Genomic DNA, 17,719 nt, shown 5'->3' on the forward strand with positions numbered 1-17,719 from the left:
AATTATTCAAAATGGTATTACTTGGGGCAAAGGGTTTGCAACAGAGGCCGCACAACATCTTATTCCAGACCTAATAGCAGCAAATCCTACCTTGACGCACTTTAGCGCTATCGCTGAAGAAGAGAACCTTGGCTCCATCAATATTATGAAAAAACTTGGGATGAGTTATGTGAAAAAAGGGCTTCACAAAGATATTTTAGGAGATATGGAAGTCGTTTATTATCATAAAGTTCTTAATTAACCGAACAAAAGCGCAACCACTTAACACCACGGTTGCGCATGCTAACTACTATTAAATGCCTTTGCGACGCAGTGGTTCGGCATACATGCTCAGCACCAATTGCTTCAGCTCTTCCGGTACAGACTCTAGTTTAGAGATAAAGTCCTCTTTATCTTCTGGACTAACTTGCGCATCATCGCCTGCTGCTAGGTGATTGGTTGAATGCAGATAGTATAAATCTAAAATCTGTTTATCAATGACATTCGCCAGCTCATCTGGGTTTTCAACATCCGCAGTGATAGGGTCGCCAAATGCAATATGGACGTGGCCTTTATCTGAACTAAAGCCCTCGACAATGCTAGCAATGTCTTCGCCTTGTGCTTTCACATATTGACCAAACTGCTTTTTATGGTATAGCTCTTTAGCCTTAGCAACCGCGCACGGCTCATATTGATAGGAAATTGCAACGGGCACAATCCTTAGCTGCTTTACATAATCTGAAAAATCTAGCTTCTGTTTGCGACCATTGAGCTGTAGCATTTTTAACAGTGCAGGATCGGTTTGATCCACTCCATCCTTTGCACGGCCCTCTTTTTGCGCAATCCAAATGGAGTTACCTTCACTCAGTGAGTCAAAAATATAGGCTGAAAGCTGAGTTAATGCTTTTAGCATTTCTTTTGGCGCTTTTGCCGAACGTTTTACAATAAAACTCTTATTAAGACGCATAAGCTCGGTGATATAAGGTACTTGCAGTAAGTTATCACCAATAGCGATACGCACCGTGCGCATATCCTGCTGATGCAAGCCCCAGTTAACAAGCGCAGGGTCTAACACGATATCACGGTGATTCGAAATAAATAAATACGAAGTATTCGAGTCTAATGTTTCAAGGCCAGAATAAGTCACTTTAGACGTCGTTTTATTGATCAAAATTTGTAGGTAGTACGCCACTTCATCTTGTACTTGTTCAATCGTACAAAAATCTCCCCACTTCTTTTTTAGTTTCATTCTTACGAGTGGGCGTGCAATAGCGGGCCAAGCATTCAACCAGGCTGGCAGGTTATATTTGGCAATCACATCAATGAATTGATCATCACCTAGTAGACGTGCCAATGCTGGCACCACTTCATCATCATTATACGGTCTAATGTCAGCGTATTTATCCACTCTACTTCTCAAATTGTCGGATTAACGAATACTGGAACGCATTCTATCGTGTCAAATAAACAGACGCTAAGCATTTCATGTCTGACCACCAAGGCGATATGCCGAGTTGGAACATAAAATGCTTAAACGTCAGGTAATTGTAATACGGTAAAAAGTACCACAATAGTTTATCTTCTAACAACTTTACCTAATTTGAGTATAGCCAATCTTAGTAACAGTGCTGCTAATAATGCGCCCATCGATACTGTTAACCAATGTGGTAGCACTTCGTGTTCCTCACCTATCATCGGCGTTACCACAAAACCATAAGTATTTACTAAATAATCGGTTAAATAGCCAAAGATAAGTGCAACCCCGATGACACCACCCAAGTAGGCAAACACGGCACGACGCCCCAATTCTTTACCAACCACCCCAATTGTAGCGATGTTAGTTGCAGGGCCTGCGAGCATAAATACCAATACCGCACCAGGTGACACACCTGCCATTAATAAACCCGCAGCGATTGGAGTTGAAGCTGTGGCACAAATATACATTGGGATACTGATAAGGATCACCACTAGCATGGCGATAATACCGTCGCCCCACTGAGATAAGAAAGACTCAGGGACAAAGGTTTGCACTAACGCTGCAAAGAATAAACCAATAAGTAGCCAAACCGCGGTGTCGGACAATAATTGATTACAGCTGAACTTAACAGCTTCTACAATTTTACCAAAAACCCCTTGCTTTTCAGATACGGGGGCTGGCTCACAACAACTTGTAGTAGTCGACGAGGAATCGCAACAACTGGTTACGGCAGGCTCCGTAGTATCACAACAAGACATATTCGCCCCTGCCATTGCTAATTGCGGGCCTGCAGGCGCACAGCAGCTTGAGCTTACTTTTGCGGTTTCCACTTTAGCACTGGCGCAACAGCTATCATGGCTGTGATGCTTTTCAGCAGGCTTTGGCTCTGAGTGATGATTGGCGTCACAGCAACCGCTAGTCGCGCTTAGTTCCTCTGAAGTATTAAGGTGCTTTAGCGGCACAGGCTTATCATCTTTCTCACTGCCAACGAGCAACCCAGCTGTAATTGCGCTAACCACAGCCGCAATTGGCCTAATCACCGCCATAAAAGGACCCAGTAGCACATAAGAAACTGAGATAGAATCCACTCCAGTTTCAGGCGTTGAGACCAAAAATGCGGTTGTCGCACTTTTTGAGCCTCCCGCTCTTCTCAGTCCCACCGCAGCTGGAATAACCCCGCAAGAGCACAGCGGCATCGGCGCTCCAATCAGCGCAGCCTTTATCGTCGTCCAAAACCCCTCTTTCCCTAAATGCTTTTGCAATAGATCTTTTGGAATAAATACATTAAGTAACCCAGCCAATATTAGGCCAAGCAGTAACCACGGGGCAGATACTAAAAATAGCTGCCAAAAATTTACTATCAGTTCATTCATCGATAGCCTCCAAGGCCGTTAAAATCGAGCAGCTCACTGCCGCTTCCTTACCGCCGCAGCATTGCTCTGCTAGCGTCGATAACGATTGTTCAAATTTTTGTAACTCAGCGATCCGCGCTCTCACTAAATCCCGTTTAGTGATAGTCAGCGTTTTCACTTCTTCGCAACTGTGCTGATGCTTTTCAAATTTTATCTTCAGCAAGTCTTGCACTTCTTTGAGGCTAAACCCTACTTCCTTCGCGCGAAGAATAAAGCGCATTTGCTTTTCACTTTGCTCATCAAACAACCGATACCCGCCCTCGCTCCTTGTGCAAGGGTGTAGGAGATCGTTTGCTTCATAATACCTTAACGTGTCAGTTGATACGTTTAGTCGCTTTGCCAGCTCACCAATCTTTACCACTTTACACTCCCAAGTCCTGAAGATTATCCTAGTCGACATCACAAGTATAAACCTTAGAGTTAACTCCAAAGTCAAGAAAAGGATAAAAATAATGCAAATCGTGGTATTAGACGCCAAAACACTTGCAGGAACCGATCTTTCTCCCATTGCCAAGTTAGGCACATTAACGTCTTACGACACCACATCCAGTGATGACATCATCACACGCTGTAAAGATGCGACGGTCATCATCACCAATAAAGTAAAGTTAAATGAAGAAACAATCGCGGCGTTACCGCAATTACAACTAATTTGTGTTGCGGCCACAGGCGTCAACAACATCGACTTAGCAGCCGCAAAAGCCCATCAAATTGCGGTCGCAAATGTGGCTGGTTACTCGACTCCTTCAGTCGTACAGCACACCTTTACTATGCTTGGTAACTTAATGACAAATATTCATCGTTATCAGCAAGACTGCCATGCTGGACTTTGGCAACAAAGTGACATGTTTTGTCGTTTGGATTACAGCATCAACGAAATTGCAGGTAAAAACTTTGTGATTGTAGGTTATGGAACCTTAGGAGAAGCCGTTGCAAAAGTCGCGCAAGCATTTGGAGCTCATGTAATTGTTGCCGAACGTAGAGGCGTAACTGAGGTTAGAGCAGGAAGAATGGCTTTTGAAGAAGCACTACAAATTGCAGATATTGTATCGATTCACTGCCCGCTTACCGCTGAAACAGAAAACCTGATTGCGGGCGCTGAATTCGCCCTACTTCCAAATCATGCTTATCTTATCAACACCGCAAGAGGCGGAATAGTCAACGAGCAAGCGTTGGTGGATGCACTAACTAACAAGCAAATAGCGGGGGCTGCTGTGGATGTCCTCACACAAGAGCCGGCACAAGCATGCAATCCACTCGTTCAATACCTAGGTGAGAACTTGCTTTTGACGCCGCATACGGCATGGGCAAGTAAAGAGGCCATCGAACGTTTGGTCGGCGAAATTGCCATTAATATTGAAAGTTTTGTTGCTGGGACAACGAGAAACCGAGTGGTCTAGATTGTTACTTTAGTGAGCAACCTAACTAAATGTTAGTGAAAACCATCAGCTACAAACTGATTAAAAACCAACAACAAACTGATATATATAAACTTTATTAGTTGGCAAAGAGTTTGCACCCCTGTGATAATTCAAGCAAAAAAATGGCTGTTTGCATTACTTGCTCAGCAACAAAATTAAAAAGGAAAACAACAATGAAAAAATTAATGTTAGTGGCTGCGCTTAGCTCTACTCTATTATCAGGCTGTATCGTTGCTGTATCCGACGGTGAAGTAGAACACGGTTGGGCTTCTGAATACAACTCGTCTAACTGGGAACATAAACAGCGTAAAAATCGTGAAAAGATTGCCAACCTTGAAATGGGCGCATCTTACTCGTCAGTGAAAGACATGTTTGCAACCCCAGATTTTAGCGAGTTGGTGTCAAGGGACGGCGACAACTATCAAGTGCTGTACTATGCGACCAACAGCAAACACTCGGACGGCAAAGTAACAAAAGATGAGTGCACGCCATTGGTATTCAAAAACAACCAATTGATTGGCTTTGGCGACAACGCACTAAAACAAATTCAGTAAGACTTTATTGCACCAAGGACGGTGGGTAAACTCGCGCGTAGTTATGCGGCAAACTCCTTATTTTCCTGTCATCTTCATAAGTTAAAAACGAAACTCAGCTAAATTTTAATAACCCAGCCTATTAAGCTGAGCCGTCCTTTGATACAAGCTCATATCTATAATTCCACTCGAAATAGGCAAGCATGATGACAAACATAGCTTCACAAACAATAAAAGCAATACCAATTAGACTTGCAACGTTAAAATACTGAACAACCACTCCAACACAGACAAACGCCCAAAAAAGATTGCCGAACACCAAAAGCTGCAAACGTTTTATGCTCCTCGACTTTTGAATGGCAAGGCTAAATGAGTACCAGCCATACAACAAATTTGATACTGCTATAAAGATAATGGTTTGTTCAGGTATATGATAGATCGCACCGATCATTGAGTGGAAAAGCAATACGGTTAATCCCACGGATATGGCCGCTATACAATCCACCCAAATTATCTTACGTCGTATGTCCATAATAAGCCTAACACCGCACTAAAAGGCACTAAATATCGGTTGAAGGTCTATAAAGCACGAGCATAGCCAAGCTTTATGCGGTGCCCTTATTATCCGGATACGGATGCGCACTTGTCCCTGCATATGACTTTAGGTGGTTATAATGCATTAATAAATACCGTACTTTGTTGTTTCTGTGCAACAGCAAGAGCATTATCAGCCATTTTTATCAGTTCACTAAGCTCACTGCTACAATGAGTTTCAATATGAACGGCACCAATGCTAACGCTCACATGCGCACATATGGGTGAGGCGATATGGGAGATTTTTAGCGCATTAACCGAGTCATGCAGCGCTTCTGCTATTTCATTAATTATATCGATATTATGCTGAGTTAGCACCAAAGCAAAGCGAGTACCATCAAAACGGCCAATAAATAAGGAGCGCTGGATTGCGGCGGCTTCTAGCGCTTTAGCAACCTTGAATAAACAATCATCGCCATGCATATAGCCATAGTGCTCATTAAACGTTTTAAAATAATCCACCTCAACCAGCATAACAGTAAACGCACTGCCATCGGCTTTTGCGCTCTCTAATGCTGAGTTCATGGCTTCATCTAAATACCTGCGATTGGGTAACTCTGTTAAGCCATCTATAGAAGCTAGCTTTTCTAACAGATCATTTTTCTTTTTTATTGCTAAATGGTTTTTGATTCTGGCTTTCACAATCAGCGGATTAAAGGGTTTGGTTATATAATCCACTGCCCCTAACTCCAAACCTCGAGCTTCATCTTTAAAGCTCACACTACCGGAGATCACGACAACGGGAATACCGTAAGTACTAGCATCCTTTTTTAAGCGCTCTAAAACAGAAAACCCAGCGCCGTCAGCCATTAACACATCTAAAATAATAAGATCTGGTTTGCTTGCTTTTAATTCATCAATACATAACATTGTGTCAGTGCTATGGGACAACCGATAGCCGTCACCTAATGTATTAGTTAGGACCATCTTATTTATTGGGTCATCATCAATAATAAAAATGTGCTCAGCTTGCTGCATCTTATGACGCTACCTTTTTAGCTCGATAAAGCACACCACCTGCGAAAGTGCATCTGTTAACACATCCAAGTCAGTGCGATTTGTTATTGTTGTGATCGTTTTGCTTTGCGTTTCAAGGTCTTTTGCAATTTTCGCCAACCGCTTAAAGCCCAGACCCGCAGCAGCGCCCTTAATTCCATGTGCTAACTCGAATAATGCTGAGCCCTGTTCTATTTCGGCAACCTGTTCTAGGTAATCATGACAAAGTTTAGCAAATTTATCTAACATTGTTTGCAAAAACGTTTCATTTTGCATCATTTGTGATAAAGCAAACTCATAATCAAAAAAGGCTTCTTCTGTTTTATTTGATTGGACAATATTACTTGCCAATGCCTTACACGCCTGTGTGCTATTAATTGGTTTTACCAAATAATCATTCATGCCAACGGCTGTCGCTTTCGCCCGCTCTTCTTTACTTGCATTGGCAGTCAAGGCGATAACAGGCAGCTCAGCTTTAGACCACACGCCTCTGATCTGCTTGGTCGCTTGATAGCCATCAATATTTGGCATATGGATATCCATCAGGATGATATCGGGTTGCAGTGAACGGCAAACTTCCTCAATATTTTCAGCGTGTTGTAGCCCTATGGTAGAAATACCATTCTGCTTCAACATATTTTCAGTAATATCTAAATTTAAGTTGTTATCGTCAACCACTAAGCAAAGTGCACCAGCAACCTGCATACACACGTTGTCGACGGTTTGCGTCATATGGGCAAATTCAGCAAGCCAAGTATAGGCTGATTGGTAAAACACACTTTGATTTAGCGCAATATGGTTACTTTGCTCAGGAAATTCACCTTCACAATGTAATAGTAATGCAGTATTTCCAGGTAGAGCATAAGTGGGATCAAGCGATGTTTCTGGCGGAATAACAACAATAGACTTGTCAAGCTGAGTATGCATCGCGTGCAATCGCTCCACAGATAAAGGCTCCGCGAGACCAGCAAAATAGCTTGGTAAACTACGCGCTTCGGTGGTGAGACAGTAAACTTCTTTGTGACTATCCACAACTGGACAAGCGCCTTTATCTAGCACCAATTCGAAGAAAAAGCAGCTTCCTTCGTTCGGGGTTGAGTTAACCGCAATATCGCCACCTAAGAGTGCAACTTCTTGCTTAACAATCGCAAGCCCCAAACCAATGCCTTCGTGACGACGTGTGAAGCTTTCATCGCCTTGGGTAAATGCATCGAAAAGGTGTTCAATCTCTTGCGATTTGATCCCTACTCCAGTGTCCCAAACAGCAAACTTGATAGTTTGTTTTGCAGCTCTATCATTAAGTAACGTTACCTCCAATCCAACCTTACCATGATTGGTATACTTTACGGCGTTGCCCAGCAGATTTACTAAGATTTGCTTTACTTTATCTTCATCACTATAAAGGTAAGGCCAAACTTGAGGGTCGATCTGTAACTCAAATTCCAAACCTTTTTGTATACATAAAGGCCTAATCAGTGATTCTATCGTGGTAAATACATAGCAGGTTTGAAACGTTTCATATTGAATTGTGCCTTGGTGGCTTTCGACTTTGGCAAACTCTAAAATACTGTTGAGCATAGTAAGCAGCTCATTTGCAGCCCCAGAAAGTTGCTGTAACTTTTTATTCTGAACGCGAGTAAGCGTCTCACTTTTGATCATATCCGCCAAACCTAATATGGCATTAATTGGCGTTCTAATTTCATGGCTAATATTGGCAATAAAGCGGCTTTTGGCAAGCGTTGCGCGCTCAGCATCTTGCTTCGCTAACAACAAACTGGTGATATTTTGAATATGGATCACGTAATACTTAGGACGTTTGTTTTTATCCCAAACTAAAGAAATACTCAATTGTAACCAGCGGTGCTTACCCGACTGTGAAATCATGTGCTCAACAACTTTCTTTTGCTCTTTTAATAGCCCAGCCAAGACTGGCTTTAGCGTTTGCCAGTTTTGTTCATCAAACAAACGTTCCAGCAGCTTTTCTCCCGTATTCTTATCAAGTGACAAGTAACGTTTGGCAGCCTTGTTCATTTCCAAGATTTTACCGCTGATCGCAGCCAAAATAACACCATTGGGTGCGAACTCAGTCGCAGCCCTAAAGTTTTCTTCAGAGTCTCTTAGCGCATTATATGCCTCTTGTGCGGCGGTAATATCTCTCGCAACCCCCAAACAACCGATGAGCTTTCCAGTTTCCGATTTCAGTGGTGTGATAGTCAAAAAGTAGGTATTCGCACCAAGGACAAAGTTAGTTGCTACTTGTTCTTGCGAACGCTCCATCGCCGCTTCTTGCTCAAGTAATATGGTTAATCCGGATGTCACTTCAGATTGTGTTTTCGCAACTAAGTCCGACTTATCAACCCCCATAAACTCTTCAAACGCGCGATTACAGCCTATGAATGAACCATCTATATTTTTGAAATAGATAATGTCGGGCACAGAGTCAAGCACTGCATTGAGTAAAGCCGCTTGACGCTCTTTTGCCTCAAAGCTTTGCTTTAACGCCTGTTGTTTACGCTTAATTTCATCATCTAGTTCTTGATTATGCTGTTTAAGGGCGTGCATTAAGCGGGATTTTTGCTCCACCACCTGCTTGATTTGTATAAACCAAGGTTGCCACTCAGAGGGAATAGGATAGTTCAAGGTGGCTTGTGGTGTATGCTCTTGCAAAGATAAATAATTCACAAAATGCTTTAAAGGTCGAACAAATATTTGCCCGCTCAACCACACAATAGTCACAAAGGTAAAAAGAATAAAAAACAGTAATAGCGCGAGTTCAAGCAAGATTTCCCGCAGCAGCGGAGCGGCAAACTGCTCATAGCTTTCATGATAGTTTAAACTAATAGGTTCTTTGGCTGGCTTGGCGATAAAGTGTAACCCGTACTGCCAAGGTGCTGATGAATTTACAAGCCCATCATGGTCGTGATCATGCTCGTAACGCTTGCCAGCTATAATCTCATCACTTTGGTTTTTAAACTCCATCGTACCGTCTAAGGAGCCGATGTTTAACAACCACCTATCAATAATATCGCTATCATAGATCATCAATACATGGGCGTTATCCACTGTTGATAGTTTCTTACCGAGCGCAAACATTTGTCTATCGAAAAACTTCACGGGTGGTCCAACGACTACATTACCCAAGCTAAAGTCGGGTTCGAACTTACCTTGAACTAATCGCGTGATGAAATGGCTACTTGAGGCATCTCGACGCTTAACATACGCAAAGCCGTCATCTTCTACGTATGCGACCGCATATAATCCACCTTGCAATGCGAGCGCGGCATCAAAAGCTGTGTTAAGCGACAATACGGTTTGCCATCGTTTAGTGGCAAAAAGCGCAGCACTGACTTGCCCACGACCAACAATCTCTCCACCATTGTTTGGTAACGCATGATAATAGTGTTCAGGGTGCTGCTCTATATCTTCTAACCACTCTGCTGGCTTTTGAAAAGAAAGGGGCTGCGCAAGGTTAACGGCGATACTATCAAGGACGACATGTGCGGCATAAAACTCTTGTTTCAGCTGCTGAGAAACATATTCATACTGGCTAAAACGTACTTTGTATTGGCGTTCGAGTTTAATTTGATAGAGATGGTAAGCTAAGACGAGGACAAGAAGGATGGGTATTATTACCGCCACTAAAATTCCCTTTCGGTAACTTTTTAGTGGTAAAAATTCTTTTGTCGCATCCATTTACTGGCTCGTTCCCGTTTGCACACAGTGTTAGCAAAAGAGTAACGAGCCAGTCGGCTCAAGGCAAGTTATAAATTTTCTTCAGCAAAACTTGCCAAGCGGCTTCGTACTACACCGTTTAAGTTAATGGTAGCGCTACCTTCAAAGTCTTTAAAGCGCTCGACAATATAAGTTAATCCTGATGTCACTGGGGTGAGATAATTACTATCAATCTGGGCGAGGTTTCCGGTGCAAATTAATTTGGTTCCCTCACCGCAGCGAGTGATGATAGTTTTTAACTGTGATGCCGTTAAGTTTTGGCTCTCATCTAAAATAACAACCGCATTTTGAATACTTCGGCCACGCATAAAGTTCACCGATTTAAACTGAATGTTCGCCTTTTCCATAATATAATTACGGCTAGTAACGGGGCTTTCATCATGTTTGTGAAGCACTTCTAAGGTATCTGTGATTGCCGCAAGCCAAGGGGCCATTTTCTCTTCTTCCGTGCCAGGTAAGAAGCCGATACTCTCTGCTATTTCAGGGGTATTTCGCGTTACAATTACCTTGTCGTAAATCCCTTTCTCAATGATCATTTCAAGCGCGCAGGCAAGCGCCAATAAGGTTTTTCCACATCCCGCAGGCCCGGTTAGTATCACCAGCTCTATGTCAGTATCAAGTAACGCATCCAGTGCCATACCTTGGTTAATATTCTTCGGTTTCACTCCCCATGCTTGACGGTGCATCAAACGTTCAACACCTAAGTCTTTTAATCGAATATGTTCAGAGTCGTATCCCACAACTCGAGCTGCAAAGTGATTAGTATCATCTATTAAGTATTCATTGCAGAACACATCGGGTACGAGCGACTTTGGTACATCATGCACGGTGTAACGTCCATCTTGCTGCGTTTGGCACTCACCTACATTTTGCCAAAAGTCGCCTTCAACTTTTTTAAAGCCACTGGTCAACAACGCAATGTCGTCAATTAGCTGGTCGGTACGGTAATCTTCAACATACTTGAGTCCAGCGCCTTTCGCTTTAAGTCTCATGTTGATGTCTTTGGTAACCAGCACTACTTTTTTGTCACTGTACTGAGTTTGCAGGTGTACCGCACAATTTATAATGCGGTGGTCATTTTCGTTGCCGGGTAACCCGGAGATGGAGTCTTGAAAAAGGTGATCGTTTACAATAATCAATTTACCTGAACTGGGCGTTCGGTGACTTTCTATCCTCAATGTTGGTAGCGCTACCCCCTCTAGCATTTGCTCTGGTGTTGCATCGCGAAGCACATCATCTAACCCACGAATTGCAACTCTTGCGTCTCGGCTCACATCACTCTTTCGATCTTTAATGTGATCAAGTTCTTCAAGGACAGTCATGGGAATAACGACATCATGTTCTTGGAAGGAGAGGTAAGCGAGTGGTTCATGGAGAAGTACGTTGGTGTCGAGCACGTACACTTTATGGTCTTTGTCTTGTTTTACCATAGCGCATTCCTGTTGTTTACAGATTATTATGCTATACCCAATACACAACGATGTGACTGATTATGTTTTGGATATAGTTCAAGTTTAGTCTATTTGTCACAAAAGTCGCTTTTATGACAGTAGAAAATCCAACTTGCATATTGATAAAAAACAACTAGTTGGCGATTGTCATGCCAACTAAATTGAAAAAGCACCAGCGCTTGATAAATAAAGGCTTGAGTCGCTGTTGTGTATTGAACAAACCGACATGAATAGGTAACATAGCCGCCTTTTTTCTGCATAGACGAGATAACCATGAATTTTTCCTTAGGTCAGCGCTGGATCAGTGATACTGAATCAGATTTAGGATTGGGTACAATAGTGGCACTTGAGGGGCGTCAAGTGACTATTTTATTTCCCGCTAGCGGAGAAAACCGTGTTTACTCAGTACAGGAAGCACCTGTAACTCGAGTCGTATTCAACCCAGGCGATGTGATCCGCCATGTTGAAGAGTGGGAACTACGTGTTGACAGCGTGGAAGAGCAAAATGGATTATTTTGCTATCATGGTACTCGAGTAGATAATGAAGAAGCGACTTCATTTAAAGAGACCTTTCTTGATCACTTCCTCAAGTTCAATAAACCTCAAGATCGTCTGTTTGCAGGCCAAATTGACCGTTTTGATCGCTACACACTGCGCTATCAAACTTGGCAACACCAGTTTGATAAAGAACAATCTCACCTTAAAGGATTGATAGGTCAGCGCGCTAGCCTTATTCCGCACCAGCTTTATATTGCCGATGAAGTCGGTAAGCGCTTTGCACCTCGCGTACTTCTGTCTGATGAAGTAGGCCTCGGCAAAACCATTGAAGCTGGCATGATTTTACACCAGCAAATTCTCTCTGGTCGTGCCAACCGTGTGTTAATCGTAGTTCCAGAGAACTTACAACACCAATGGCTTGTAGAGATGCTACGCCGCTTTAACCTGCACTTTTCGATTTTTGACGAAGAGCGTTGTAGCGAAGCGTATGCAGATGCACCGAATGTGTTCGAAACAGAGCAACTGGTACTGGTTAGCCTAGAGTTTATTACCAAAAAGCGTCGCTGGTTTGAACAAGCCACACTCGCTGATTGGGATCTACTAATTGTCGATGAAGCACACCACCTGACGGTCACTAAGGAAAAGCCAAGCACTGAATATCAACGTATTGCCGAGCTTTCTCAAGACATTCCGGGACTTATCTTGTTGACTGCAACACCTGACCAACTGGGCCATCGCAGTCATTTTGCGCGCTTGCAGCTACTAGACCCTGATAGGTTCTACGACTACGACGTGTTCGTTGAAGAAGAAAGTCATTATAAAGAAGTCGCAGAAGCCGCAAACAACTTACTACAAGATAAAAAGCTAGATGCAAAAGAAGAGCAAACACTTTGTACGCTACTAAAAGAAACCGATATTTCTGAGCTACTTACAAAGGCACAAAGTGGCGATAGCGACGCCAAGGCTGAAATCTTGTCTATGTTACTAGACCGTCATGGTACTGGCCGTATTCTATTTAGAAATAGCCGCAGTGGCATTGATGGCTACCCAAGTCGTTTGTTACATCAATACCCAGTGCCTTTACCAAAGCAATACAAAACAGCAATGTCGGTAATGGGTAACATTGGCGGTATTCAAAGCCCTGAATTTAATGCGATGCGTGCGTTATTCCCTGAAAAGATCTTCCAAGAGTTCGAAGGTGAAGGAAGCAGCTGGGCGCAGTTTGACCCGCGCGTTGAGTGGTTAATTGCTAAATTGAAAGAGTTAAAGCACGAAAAAGTACTGCTTATTTGTGCCAAAGCAGAAACCGCAATGAGCCTTGAGCAAGTATTACGCGAACGCGAAGCCATTAAAGCTGCGGTATTCCACGAAGGCATGTCTATCATTGAGCGTGATCGTGCGGCAGCATTTTTTGCAGATGAATACGATAGTGCGCAAGTACTACTTTGCTCAGAAATTGGCTCTGAAGGTCGTAACTTTCAGTTCTCACATCACTTAGTACTATTTGACCTACCGCTTAATCCTGACTTACTTGAGCAACGTATTGGTCGTCTTGACCGTATTGGGCAAAAACATGACATCAATATTCATGTGCCTTACTTTGAAAACACCGCACAAGAAGTATTACTACGTTGGTATCACGAGGGCTTAGATGCATTCGAAACCACCAGCACTACTGGGCAAATGCTGTATAAGTCTTTCTCTGATGATTTGTTAGCGCTGATCGCTGAACACAACTGTGACGAAGACGAATTAGATCCTCTATTGGCGCAAGCCGCAAAAGAAAATGCTCAGCTGCGAACAAAGATGGAGCAAGGTCGAGACCGCCTACTTGAGCTTCACTCAAGTGGTCAAGGTAAAACAGATAATATCGTTGCTGAACTTGAAGCACTTGATAACGACGTAATTTTGCCTGCGTTTATGATTAATGTGTTTGATACTTTTGGTGTTAACCAAGAAGACAAAGGCGAGAATACGATTATTCTCAAACCAACCGAACACATGCTAAACCCTTCTTTCCCTTGTTTGAAAGACGATGGCATCACAGTGACTTTTGACCGTAACACCTCACTGTCACAAGAAGACGCGCATTTCATCAGCTGGGATCACCCCATGGTCAGCGGCGTGATGGATATGATCTGTAACGATGACTTTGGTTGTGCGTCAGTAGCGCTGCTCAAAAACAACAAACTACCTGTCGGTACTTTCTTTGTTGAAATGATCTTCGTTGCAGAAGCTTCTGCGCCTAAGTCTCTTCAGGTGGGCCGCTTTTTACCACCAACACCCATTCGTGTCCTAATGGATAAAGGTGGCAATGACTTAGCCCAAAACGTGGCGTTTGATGCATTTAATCAACAGCTTTCTGCCGTTGGTAGGCAAACTGGCAGTAAACTAGTTAATGCCCTACAAAGCGCTATTCACCCGCTTATTACTCAAGCTGGCGATATTGCACAAGCTCAACTTGAAAGCATTCAAGCCAACGCGATGGATAAAATGCAAAAGCAATTAGGTGATGAGCAAGGTCGTTTGCAAGCACTTAAAGCTATCAATCCGAACATCCGTGACGAGGAAGTTCAAGTGTTTGATAAACAAAGGGCTGAGCTGAGCACACACATTGAAAAAGCGCAGCTTAAGTTGGATGCGATTCGTTTAATAGTGGTTGCCAACCAATAAACCTCCCGCACCGAAAGAGAGCCTCGGCTCTCTTTCTCGCTACCGCTCACTTAGCAACTCATATATAATACGCGGCTTCGTTCTGTTCATGCTGAGGCAGCTGGTGTTACTAAATTACGCTCCCCCCCTTTCTCCCTATCTTGATATTTTGTACCAAGATGAAGATATGTTGGTGATCAACAAACCAAGCGGGTTACTCACCGTACCAGGTAAAGATCCAAAGCATTGGGACAGCGCTATCGCCAGAGTGAATTTTGTCTACCCTACGGCAAGAATTGTGCACCGCCTTGATATGGCAACATCCGGCGTACTGTGCCTTGCAATGAATAAAGCAGCGCATCGCCATTTGAGTATTCAATTTCAAGACAGGTTAACCCACAAACACTACATCGCCCGGGTTCATGGCAAACTACAACAGCAAACGGGTTCTGTTGATTTACCGCTGGTGTGTGATTGGCCTAACCGCCCTAAGCAAATGGTTTGTCATGAGACCGGAAAACCTTCATTAACGCATTTTGAAGTCATGGAATATGAAGCACAAGCAACACGCGTAAAGCTAACCCCCATCACAGGACGTTCTCATCAACTCAGAGTACATATGCTTTCGCTTGGACACGTTATCCTAGGTGATAGGCTATACGCTACGGGAGAGGCATTAGCGGCGGCTTCACGTCTACAGTTGCATGCAGAGATGCTTCAAATTTCACATCCAACAACCACAGAGATGATGACCTTTAGCGCACCCGTTCCTTTCTAAGTAATCTGAGCTAAATAGCGTTTACTTTGTTAGTTAGAAACGGTTTAGTCACTGTGGCCTTCGAAAAATTAAGCAAATTTAGCGTTGCCAGCTAACGCTCAGATTAACGTTTGATTAGTCACTAAACAAAGCGAGTAAAAAGCACGCGGTTAACACATAAATTGCATTACTATGGTTTCGTGATCGGCAGATGTTTTATATACTGTAATTGTTCCCTAGCTCGTAGGACAGCTGATTAAGTCCCTGAGCCGATAAATTTCGTTTAGGATAGCAGTTTGTTTACTATTGAGCATGCTCGGCATGTACCGAGAAGCCTACGGTAGGCTGTTGCTCTCCGCCTTGAACCTCAGGGTTCAAGGGCTGACATCGGCATCCGCGAAGCCGGGGAACAACCTTCCCACTCTACGTTTATCATTGCTTAAGAACTAACTCGCGTTTACATATACTCAATAAATTACATGTCCAACTCCATACTATAAAAGCGGCCACACAATTAGCGTCACATAGCAAAAGAAATCGCGAGATAACTCTAGAAAAGAGTCGCGAAATAACTCTAGAAAAGAGTCGCGAGATAAACTTGCTGCTACGAAAGAACATTGCAAGCTAAGCGCATATCTCAGTTTTTTCACTTACCATGAGTTAGTACCAACTCACTACAAGGCATCTTTATTTGAAAGAATAAACCATCAAAAACTTTCATTTTTATTGATAACCTTTTGTTCTATTCCATAGTCAAAGAATATTTTAGCCCAATCAACAAAACCTCTATAGTAGCGCGTTATTTTCATGTATTTCGAAAGGTATTCTGATGTCTTTTGCTGTTATCGCCGCGCTGGCGGTTTTTATTGCCATACTTTTCGGTCTTTACCGCTTTCAACGGCGCTCCGAAACCCTGTCACGAACGGTATTATTAGGCTTAGTTGCAGGTAGCCTATTTGGACTCGCGCTGCAATTTGTTTTCTCTGGTGACCTAACCACCAAACAGACTGTACTAGATTGGGTTGCGATTGTTGGTAGCGGCTATGTCAATCTGCTCAAAATGGTGATTATGCCATTGGTCTTAGTTTCTATGATTGCCGCGGTAGTAAAATTAGATAATCAAGGCTCTCTTGGAAAGATCTCGTTTGTCACCATCGCTATACTAGTGTTTACTACGGCTATTGCTGCCCTCATTGGTATTTTTATCACTCAAGCATTTGGACTAAGTGCAGCTGGCTTAGTAGAAGGCGCACGCGAAACAGCCAGAATAGCGGTACTTGAAGAACGTGCAACAACCGTTGCCGATTTAACCATTCCACAAATGCTGCTTAGCTTTGTACCAACCAATCCATTTGCTGACTTAACAGGCGAGCGCTCTACCTCGATTATCGCCGTGGTGATTTTTGGTGTGTTAACTGGTATTGCTGCTCGTAGAGCTATCATGGAAGAGTCTGATTTAAGTAGTCCAATAAAAAATGCAGTTGAAGGCGCACAGGCTGTTGTACTGAGATTAGTACGTATGATAATCGCCCTCACGCCTTATGGTGTAGCAGGTTTGATGACCAAAGTGATAGCCACATCAAGCATGGCTGACATTATTAGCTTGCTCGGTTTTATTATTGCCTCTTACGTTGCCATTTTACTGATGTTTGCCGTACATGGTTTGTTAGTCACTTTAGTTGGTGAAAATCCAAAGCATTTCTTCCAAAAAATTTGGCCAGTTTTAACTTTTGCTTTCACCTCAAGAAGCTCTGCGGCAACCATCCCACTGAACGTTGAAGCGCAGATCCACAAGCTTAATGTTCCACCTGCGATTGCAAACCTTTCTGCATCGTTTGGTGCGACTATCGGACAAAATGGCTGTGCTGGTATTTATCCTGCTATGCTTGCTGTTATGGTCGCGCCAACCGTAGGAATTGACCCATTCGCACTCGACTTTATTATCTCTTTAGTGGCTATGGTTGCAATTAGCTCATTTGGTATTGCGGGTGTTGGAGGTGGTGCAACTTTCGCAGCGTTGGTGGTGTTACCTGCGATGGGATTACCAGTGACAATTGCAGCGCTACTAATTTCTATTGAGCCATTAATTGATATGGCAAGAACGGCACTCAATGTGTCAGGTTCAATGACCGCAGGTACAGTGACAAGTCGCTTGTTAAAGCAAAAGCATACTAACGAAGCAATGTAGTGCTATGACAGCTTAAGGGCCAGTTAGTT

Annotated in this window: 14 protein-coding genes and 1 other RNA gene; 7 read left to right on the forward strand and 8 right to left on the reverse strand. The window is 43.2% G+C overall.

Annotation, left to right across the window (positions count from 1 at the left end; translation table 11 throughout):
* A partial coding sequence (locus CWC03_RS12780; protein WP_138582239.1) for a GNAT family N-acetyltransferase occupies positions 1 to 241 on the forward strand: 241 nt, incomplete at its 5' end.
* A 51-nt stretch (positions 242 to 292) separates the two neighbouring features.
* Here CWC03_RS12780 and CWC03_RS12785 read toward each other — a convergent pair.
* The 3 genes from CWC03_RS12785 to zntR form a co-directional block, all read right to left on the reverse strand.
* Positions 293 to 1,387 (reverse strand): 1-acyl-sn-glycerol-3-phosphate acyltransferase, encoded by a 1,095-nt coding sequence (locus tag CWC03_RS12785; RefSeq protein ID WP_128728515.1) that lies wholly within the window; start codon positions 1,385 to 1,387, stop codon positions 293 to 295.
* A 167-nt stretch (positions 1,388 to 1,554) separates the two neighbouring features.
* Entirely contained in the window at positions 1,555 to 2,829 is a 1,275-nt protein-coding gene (locus CWC03_RS12790) for an SO_0444 family Cu/Zn efflux transporter (RefSeq protein ID WP_138582240.1), read from the reverse strand.
* Positions 2,822 to 3,229 carry a Zn(2+)-responsive transcriptional regulator gene (gene zntR / locus CWC03_RS12795; RefSeq protein ID WP_010606066.1) on the reverse strand — a complete coding sequence of 136 codons (408 nt, stop codon included), beginning with the start codon at positions 3,227 to 3,229 and terminating at the stop codon, positions 2,822 to 2,824. Before zntR ends, CWC03_RS12790 begins: the two co-directional genes overlap by 8 nt.
* Before the next feature lie 91 nt (positions 3,230 to 3,320).
* Here zntR and CWC03_RS12800 point away from each other — a divergent pair, with 91 nt between their 5' ends.
* Both CWC03_RS12800 and CWC03_RS12805 read left to right on the forward strand, forming a co-directional pair.
* Complete coding sequence (locus CWC03_RS12800) at positions 3,321 to 4,268, forward strand: D-2-hydroxyacid dehydrogenase (protein ID WP_138582241.1); 948 nt, start codon at positions 3,321 to 3,323, stop codon at positions 4,266 to 4,268.
* 194 nt (positions 4,269 to 4,462) lie between these two features.
* Complete coding sequence (locus CWC03_RS12805) at positions 4,463 to 4,843, forward strand: DUF3192 domain-containing protein (protein ID WP_138582242.1); 381 nt, start codon at positions 4,463 to 4,465, stop codon at positions 4,841 to 4,843.
* Positions 4,844 to 4,964: 121 nt separating this feature from the next.
* On the opposite strand, the gene CWC03_RS12810 is transcribed toward CWC03_RS12805, so the two are convergent.
* The 5 genes from CWC03_RS12810 to CWC03_RS12830 form a co-directional block, all read right to left on the reverse strand.
* A complete protein-coding gene (locus CWC03_RS12810) occupies positions 4,965 to 5,303 on the reverse strand; it encodes a hypothetical protein (RefSeq protein ID WP_171040252.1) in 339 nt (112 codons plus the stop codon).
* A 188-nt stretch (positions 5,304 to 5,491) separates the two neighbouring features.
* Positions 5,492 to 6,394, reverse strand: coding sequence for a GGDEF domain-containing response regulator (locus CWC03_RS12815; RefSeq protein ID WP_138582244.1), 903 nt, complete (start codon positions 6,392 to 6,394; stop codon positions 5,492 to 5,494).
* Positions 6,395 to 6,403: 9 nt separating this feature from the next.
* Entirely contained in the window at positions 6,404 to 10,051 is a 3,648-nt protein-coding gene (locus CWC03_RS12820) for a hybrid sensor histidine kinase/response regulator (RefSeq protein WP_249314033.1), read from the reverse strand.
* Between the two features lie 122 nt (positions 10,052 to 10,173).
* Positions 10,174 to 11,574: a PhoH family protein gene (locus CWC03_RS12825; RefSeq protein ID WP_128728521.1), complete on the reverse strand. Its 1,401-nt coding sequence runs from the start codon at positions 11,572 to 11,574 to the stop codon at positions 10,174 to 10,176.
* 89 nt (positions 11,575 to 11,663) lie between these two features.
* Positions 11,664 to 11,870 (reverse strand): hypothetical protein, encoded by a 207-nt coding sequence (locus CWC03_RS12830; protein WP_128728522.1) that lies wholly within the window; start codon positions 11,868 to 11,870, stop codon positions 11,664 to 11,666.
* Here CWC03_RS12830 and rapA point away from each other — a divergent pair.
* The 4 genes from rapA to CWC03_RS12850 all read left to right on the forward strand — a co-directional run bounded on the left by rapA (position 11,869) and on the right by CWC03_RS12850 (position 17,690).
* On the forward strand, positions 11,869 to 14,766 hold the full coding sequence (gene rapA, locus CWC03_RS12835) for an RNA polymerase-associated protein RapA (protein ID WP_138582246.1): 2,898 nt from the start codon (positions 11,869 to 11,871) through the stop codon (positions 14,764 to 14,766). The two genes, CWC03_RS12830 and rapA, sit on opposite strands and share 2 nt — an antisense overlap.
* Before the next feature lie 103 nt (positions 14,767 to 14,869).
* Entirely contained in the window at positions 14,870 to 15,523 is a 654-nt protein-coding gene (rluA, locus tag CWC03_RS12840) for a bifunctional tRNA pseudouridine(32) synthase/23S rRNA pseudouridine(746) synthase RluA (protein WP_171040253.1), read from the forward strand.
* Positions 15,524 to 15,732: 209 nt separating this feature from the next.
* Positions 15,733 to 15,915: non-coding RNA, 6S RNA (gene ssrS / locus CWC03_RS12845), on the forward strand.
* A 416-nt stretch (positions 15,916 to 16,331) separates the two neighbouring features.
* The gene (locus CWC03_RS12850; RefSeq protein WP_138582248.1) at positions 16,332 to 17,690 is read left to right on the forward strand and encodes an L-cystine transporter; all 1,359 of its coding nucleotides are present in this window, start codon (positions 16,332 to 16,334) and stop codon (positions 17,688 to 17,690) included.
* The last annotated feature ends 29 nt before the right edge of the window (positions 17,691 to 17,719 follow it).

It is taken from the genome of Pseudoalteromonas sp. S2755 (assembly GCF_005886535.1).
In the GTDB taxonomy this organism is placed as follows: Bacteria; Pseudomonadota; Gammaproteobacteria; order Enterobacterales; family Alteromonadaceae; genus Pseudoalteromonas.

Coding starts and splice junctions, on each gene's coding strand:
- CWC03_RS12790 (WP_138582240.1), bottom strand. CDS start 2,829: ATGAATGAACTGATAGTAAATTTTTGGCAGCTATTTTTAGTATCTGCC.
- CWC03_RS12830 (WP_128728522.1), bottom strand. CDS start 11,870: ATGGTTATCTCGTCTATGCAGAAAAAAGGCGGCTATGTTACCTATTCA.
- CWC03_RS12800 (WP_138582241.1), top strand. CDS start 3,321: ATGCAAATCGTGGTATTAGACGCCAAAACACTTGCAGGAACCGATCTT.
- CWC03_RS12815 (WP_138582244.1), bottom strand. CDS start 6,394: ATGCAGCAAGCTGAGCACATTTTTATTATTGATGATGACCCAATAAAT.
- CWC03_RS12805 (WP_138582242.1), top strand. CDS start 4,463: ATGAAAAAATTAATGTTAGTGGCTGCGCTTAGCTCTACTCTATTATCA.
- CWC03_RS12850 (WP_138582248.1), top strand. CDS start 16,332: ATGTCTTTTGCTGTTATCGCCGCGCTGGCGGTTTTTATTGCCATACTT.
- CWC03_RS12825 (WP_128728521.1), bottom strand. CDS start 11,574: ATGGTAAAACAAGACAAAGACCATAAAGTGTACGTGCTCGACACCAAC.
- rapA (WP_138582246.1), top strand. CDS start 11,869: ATGAATTTTTCCTTAGGTCAGCGCTGGATCAGTGATACTGAATCAGAT.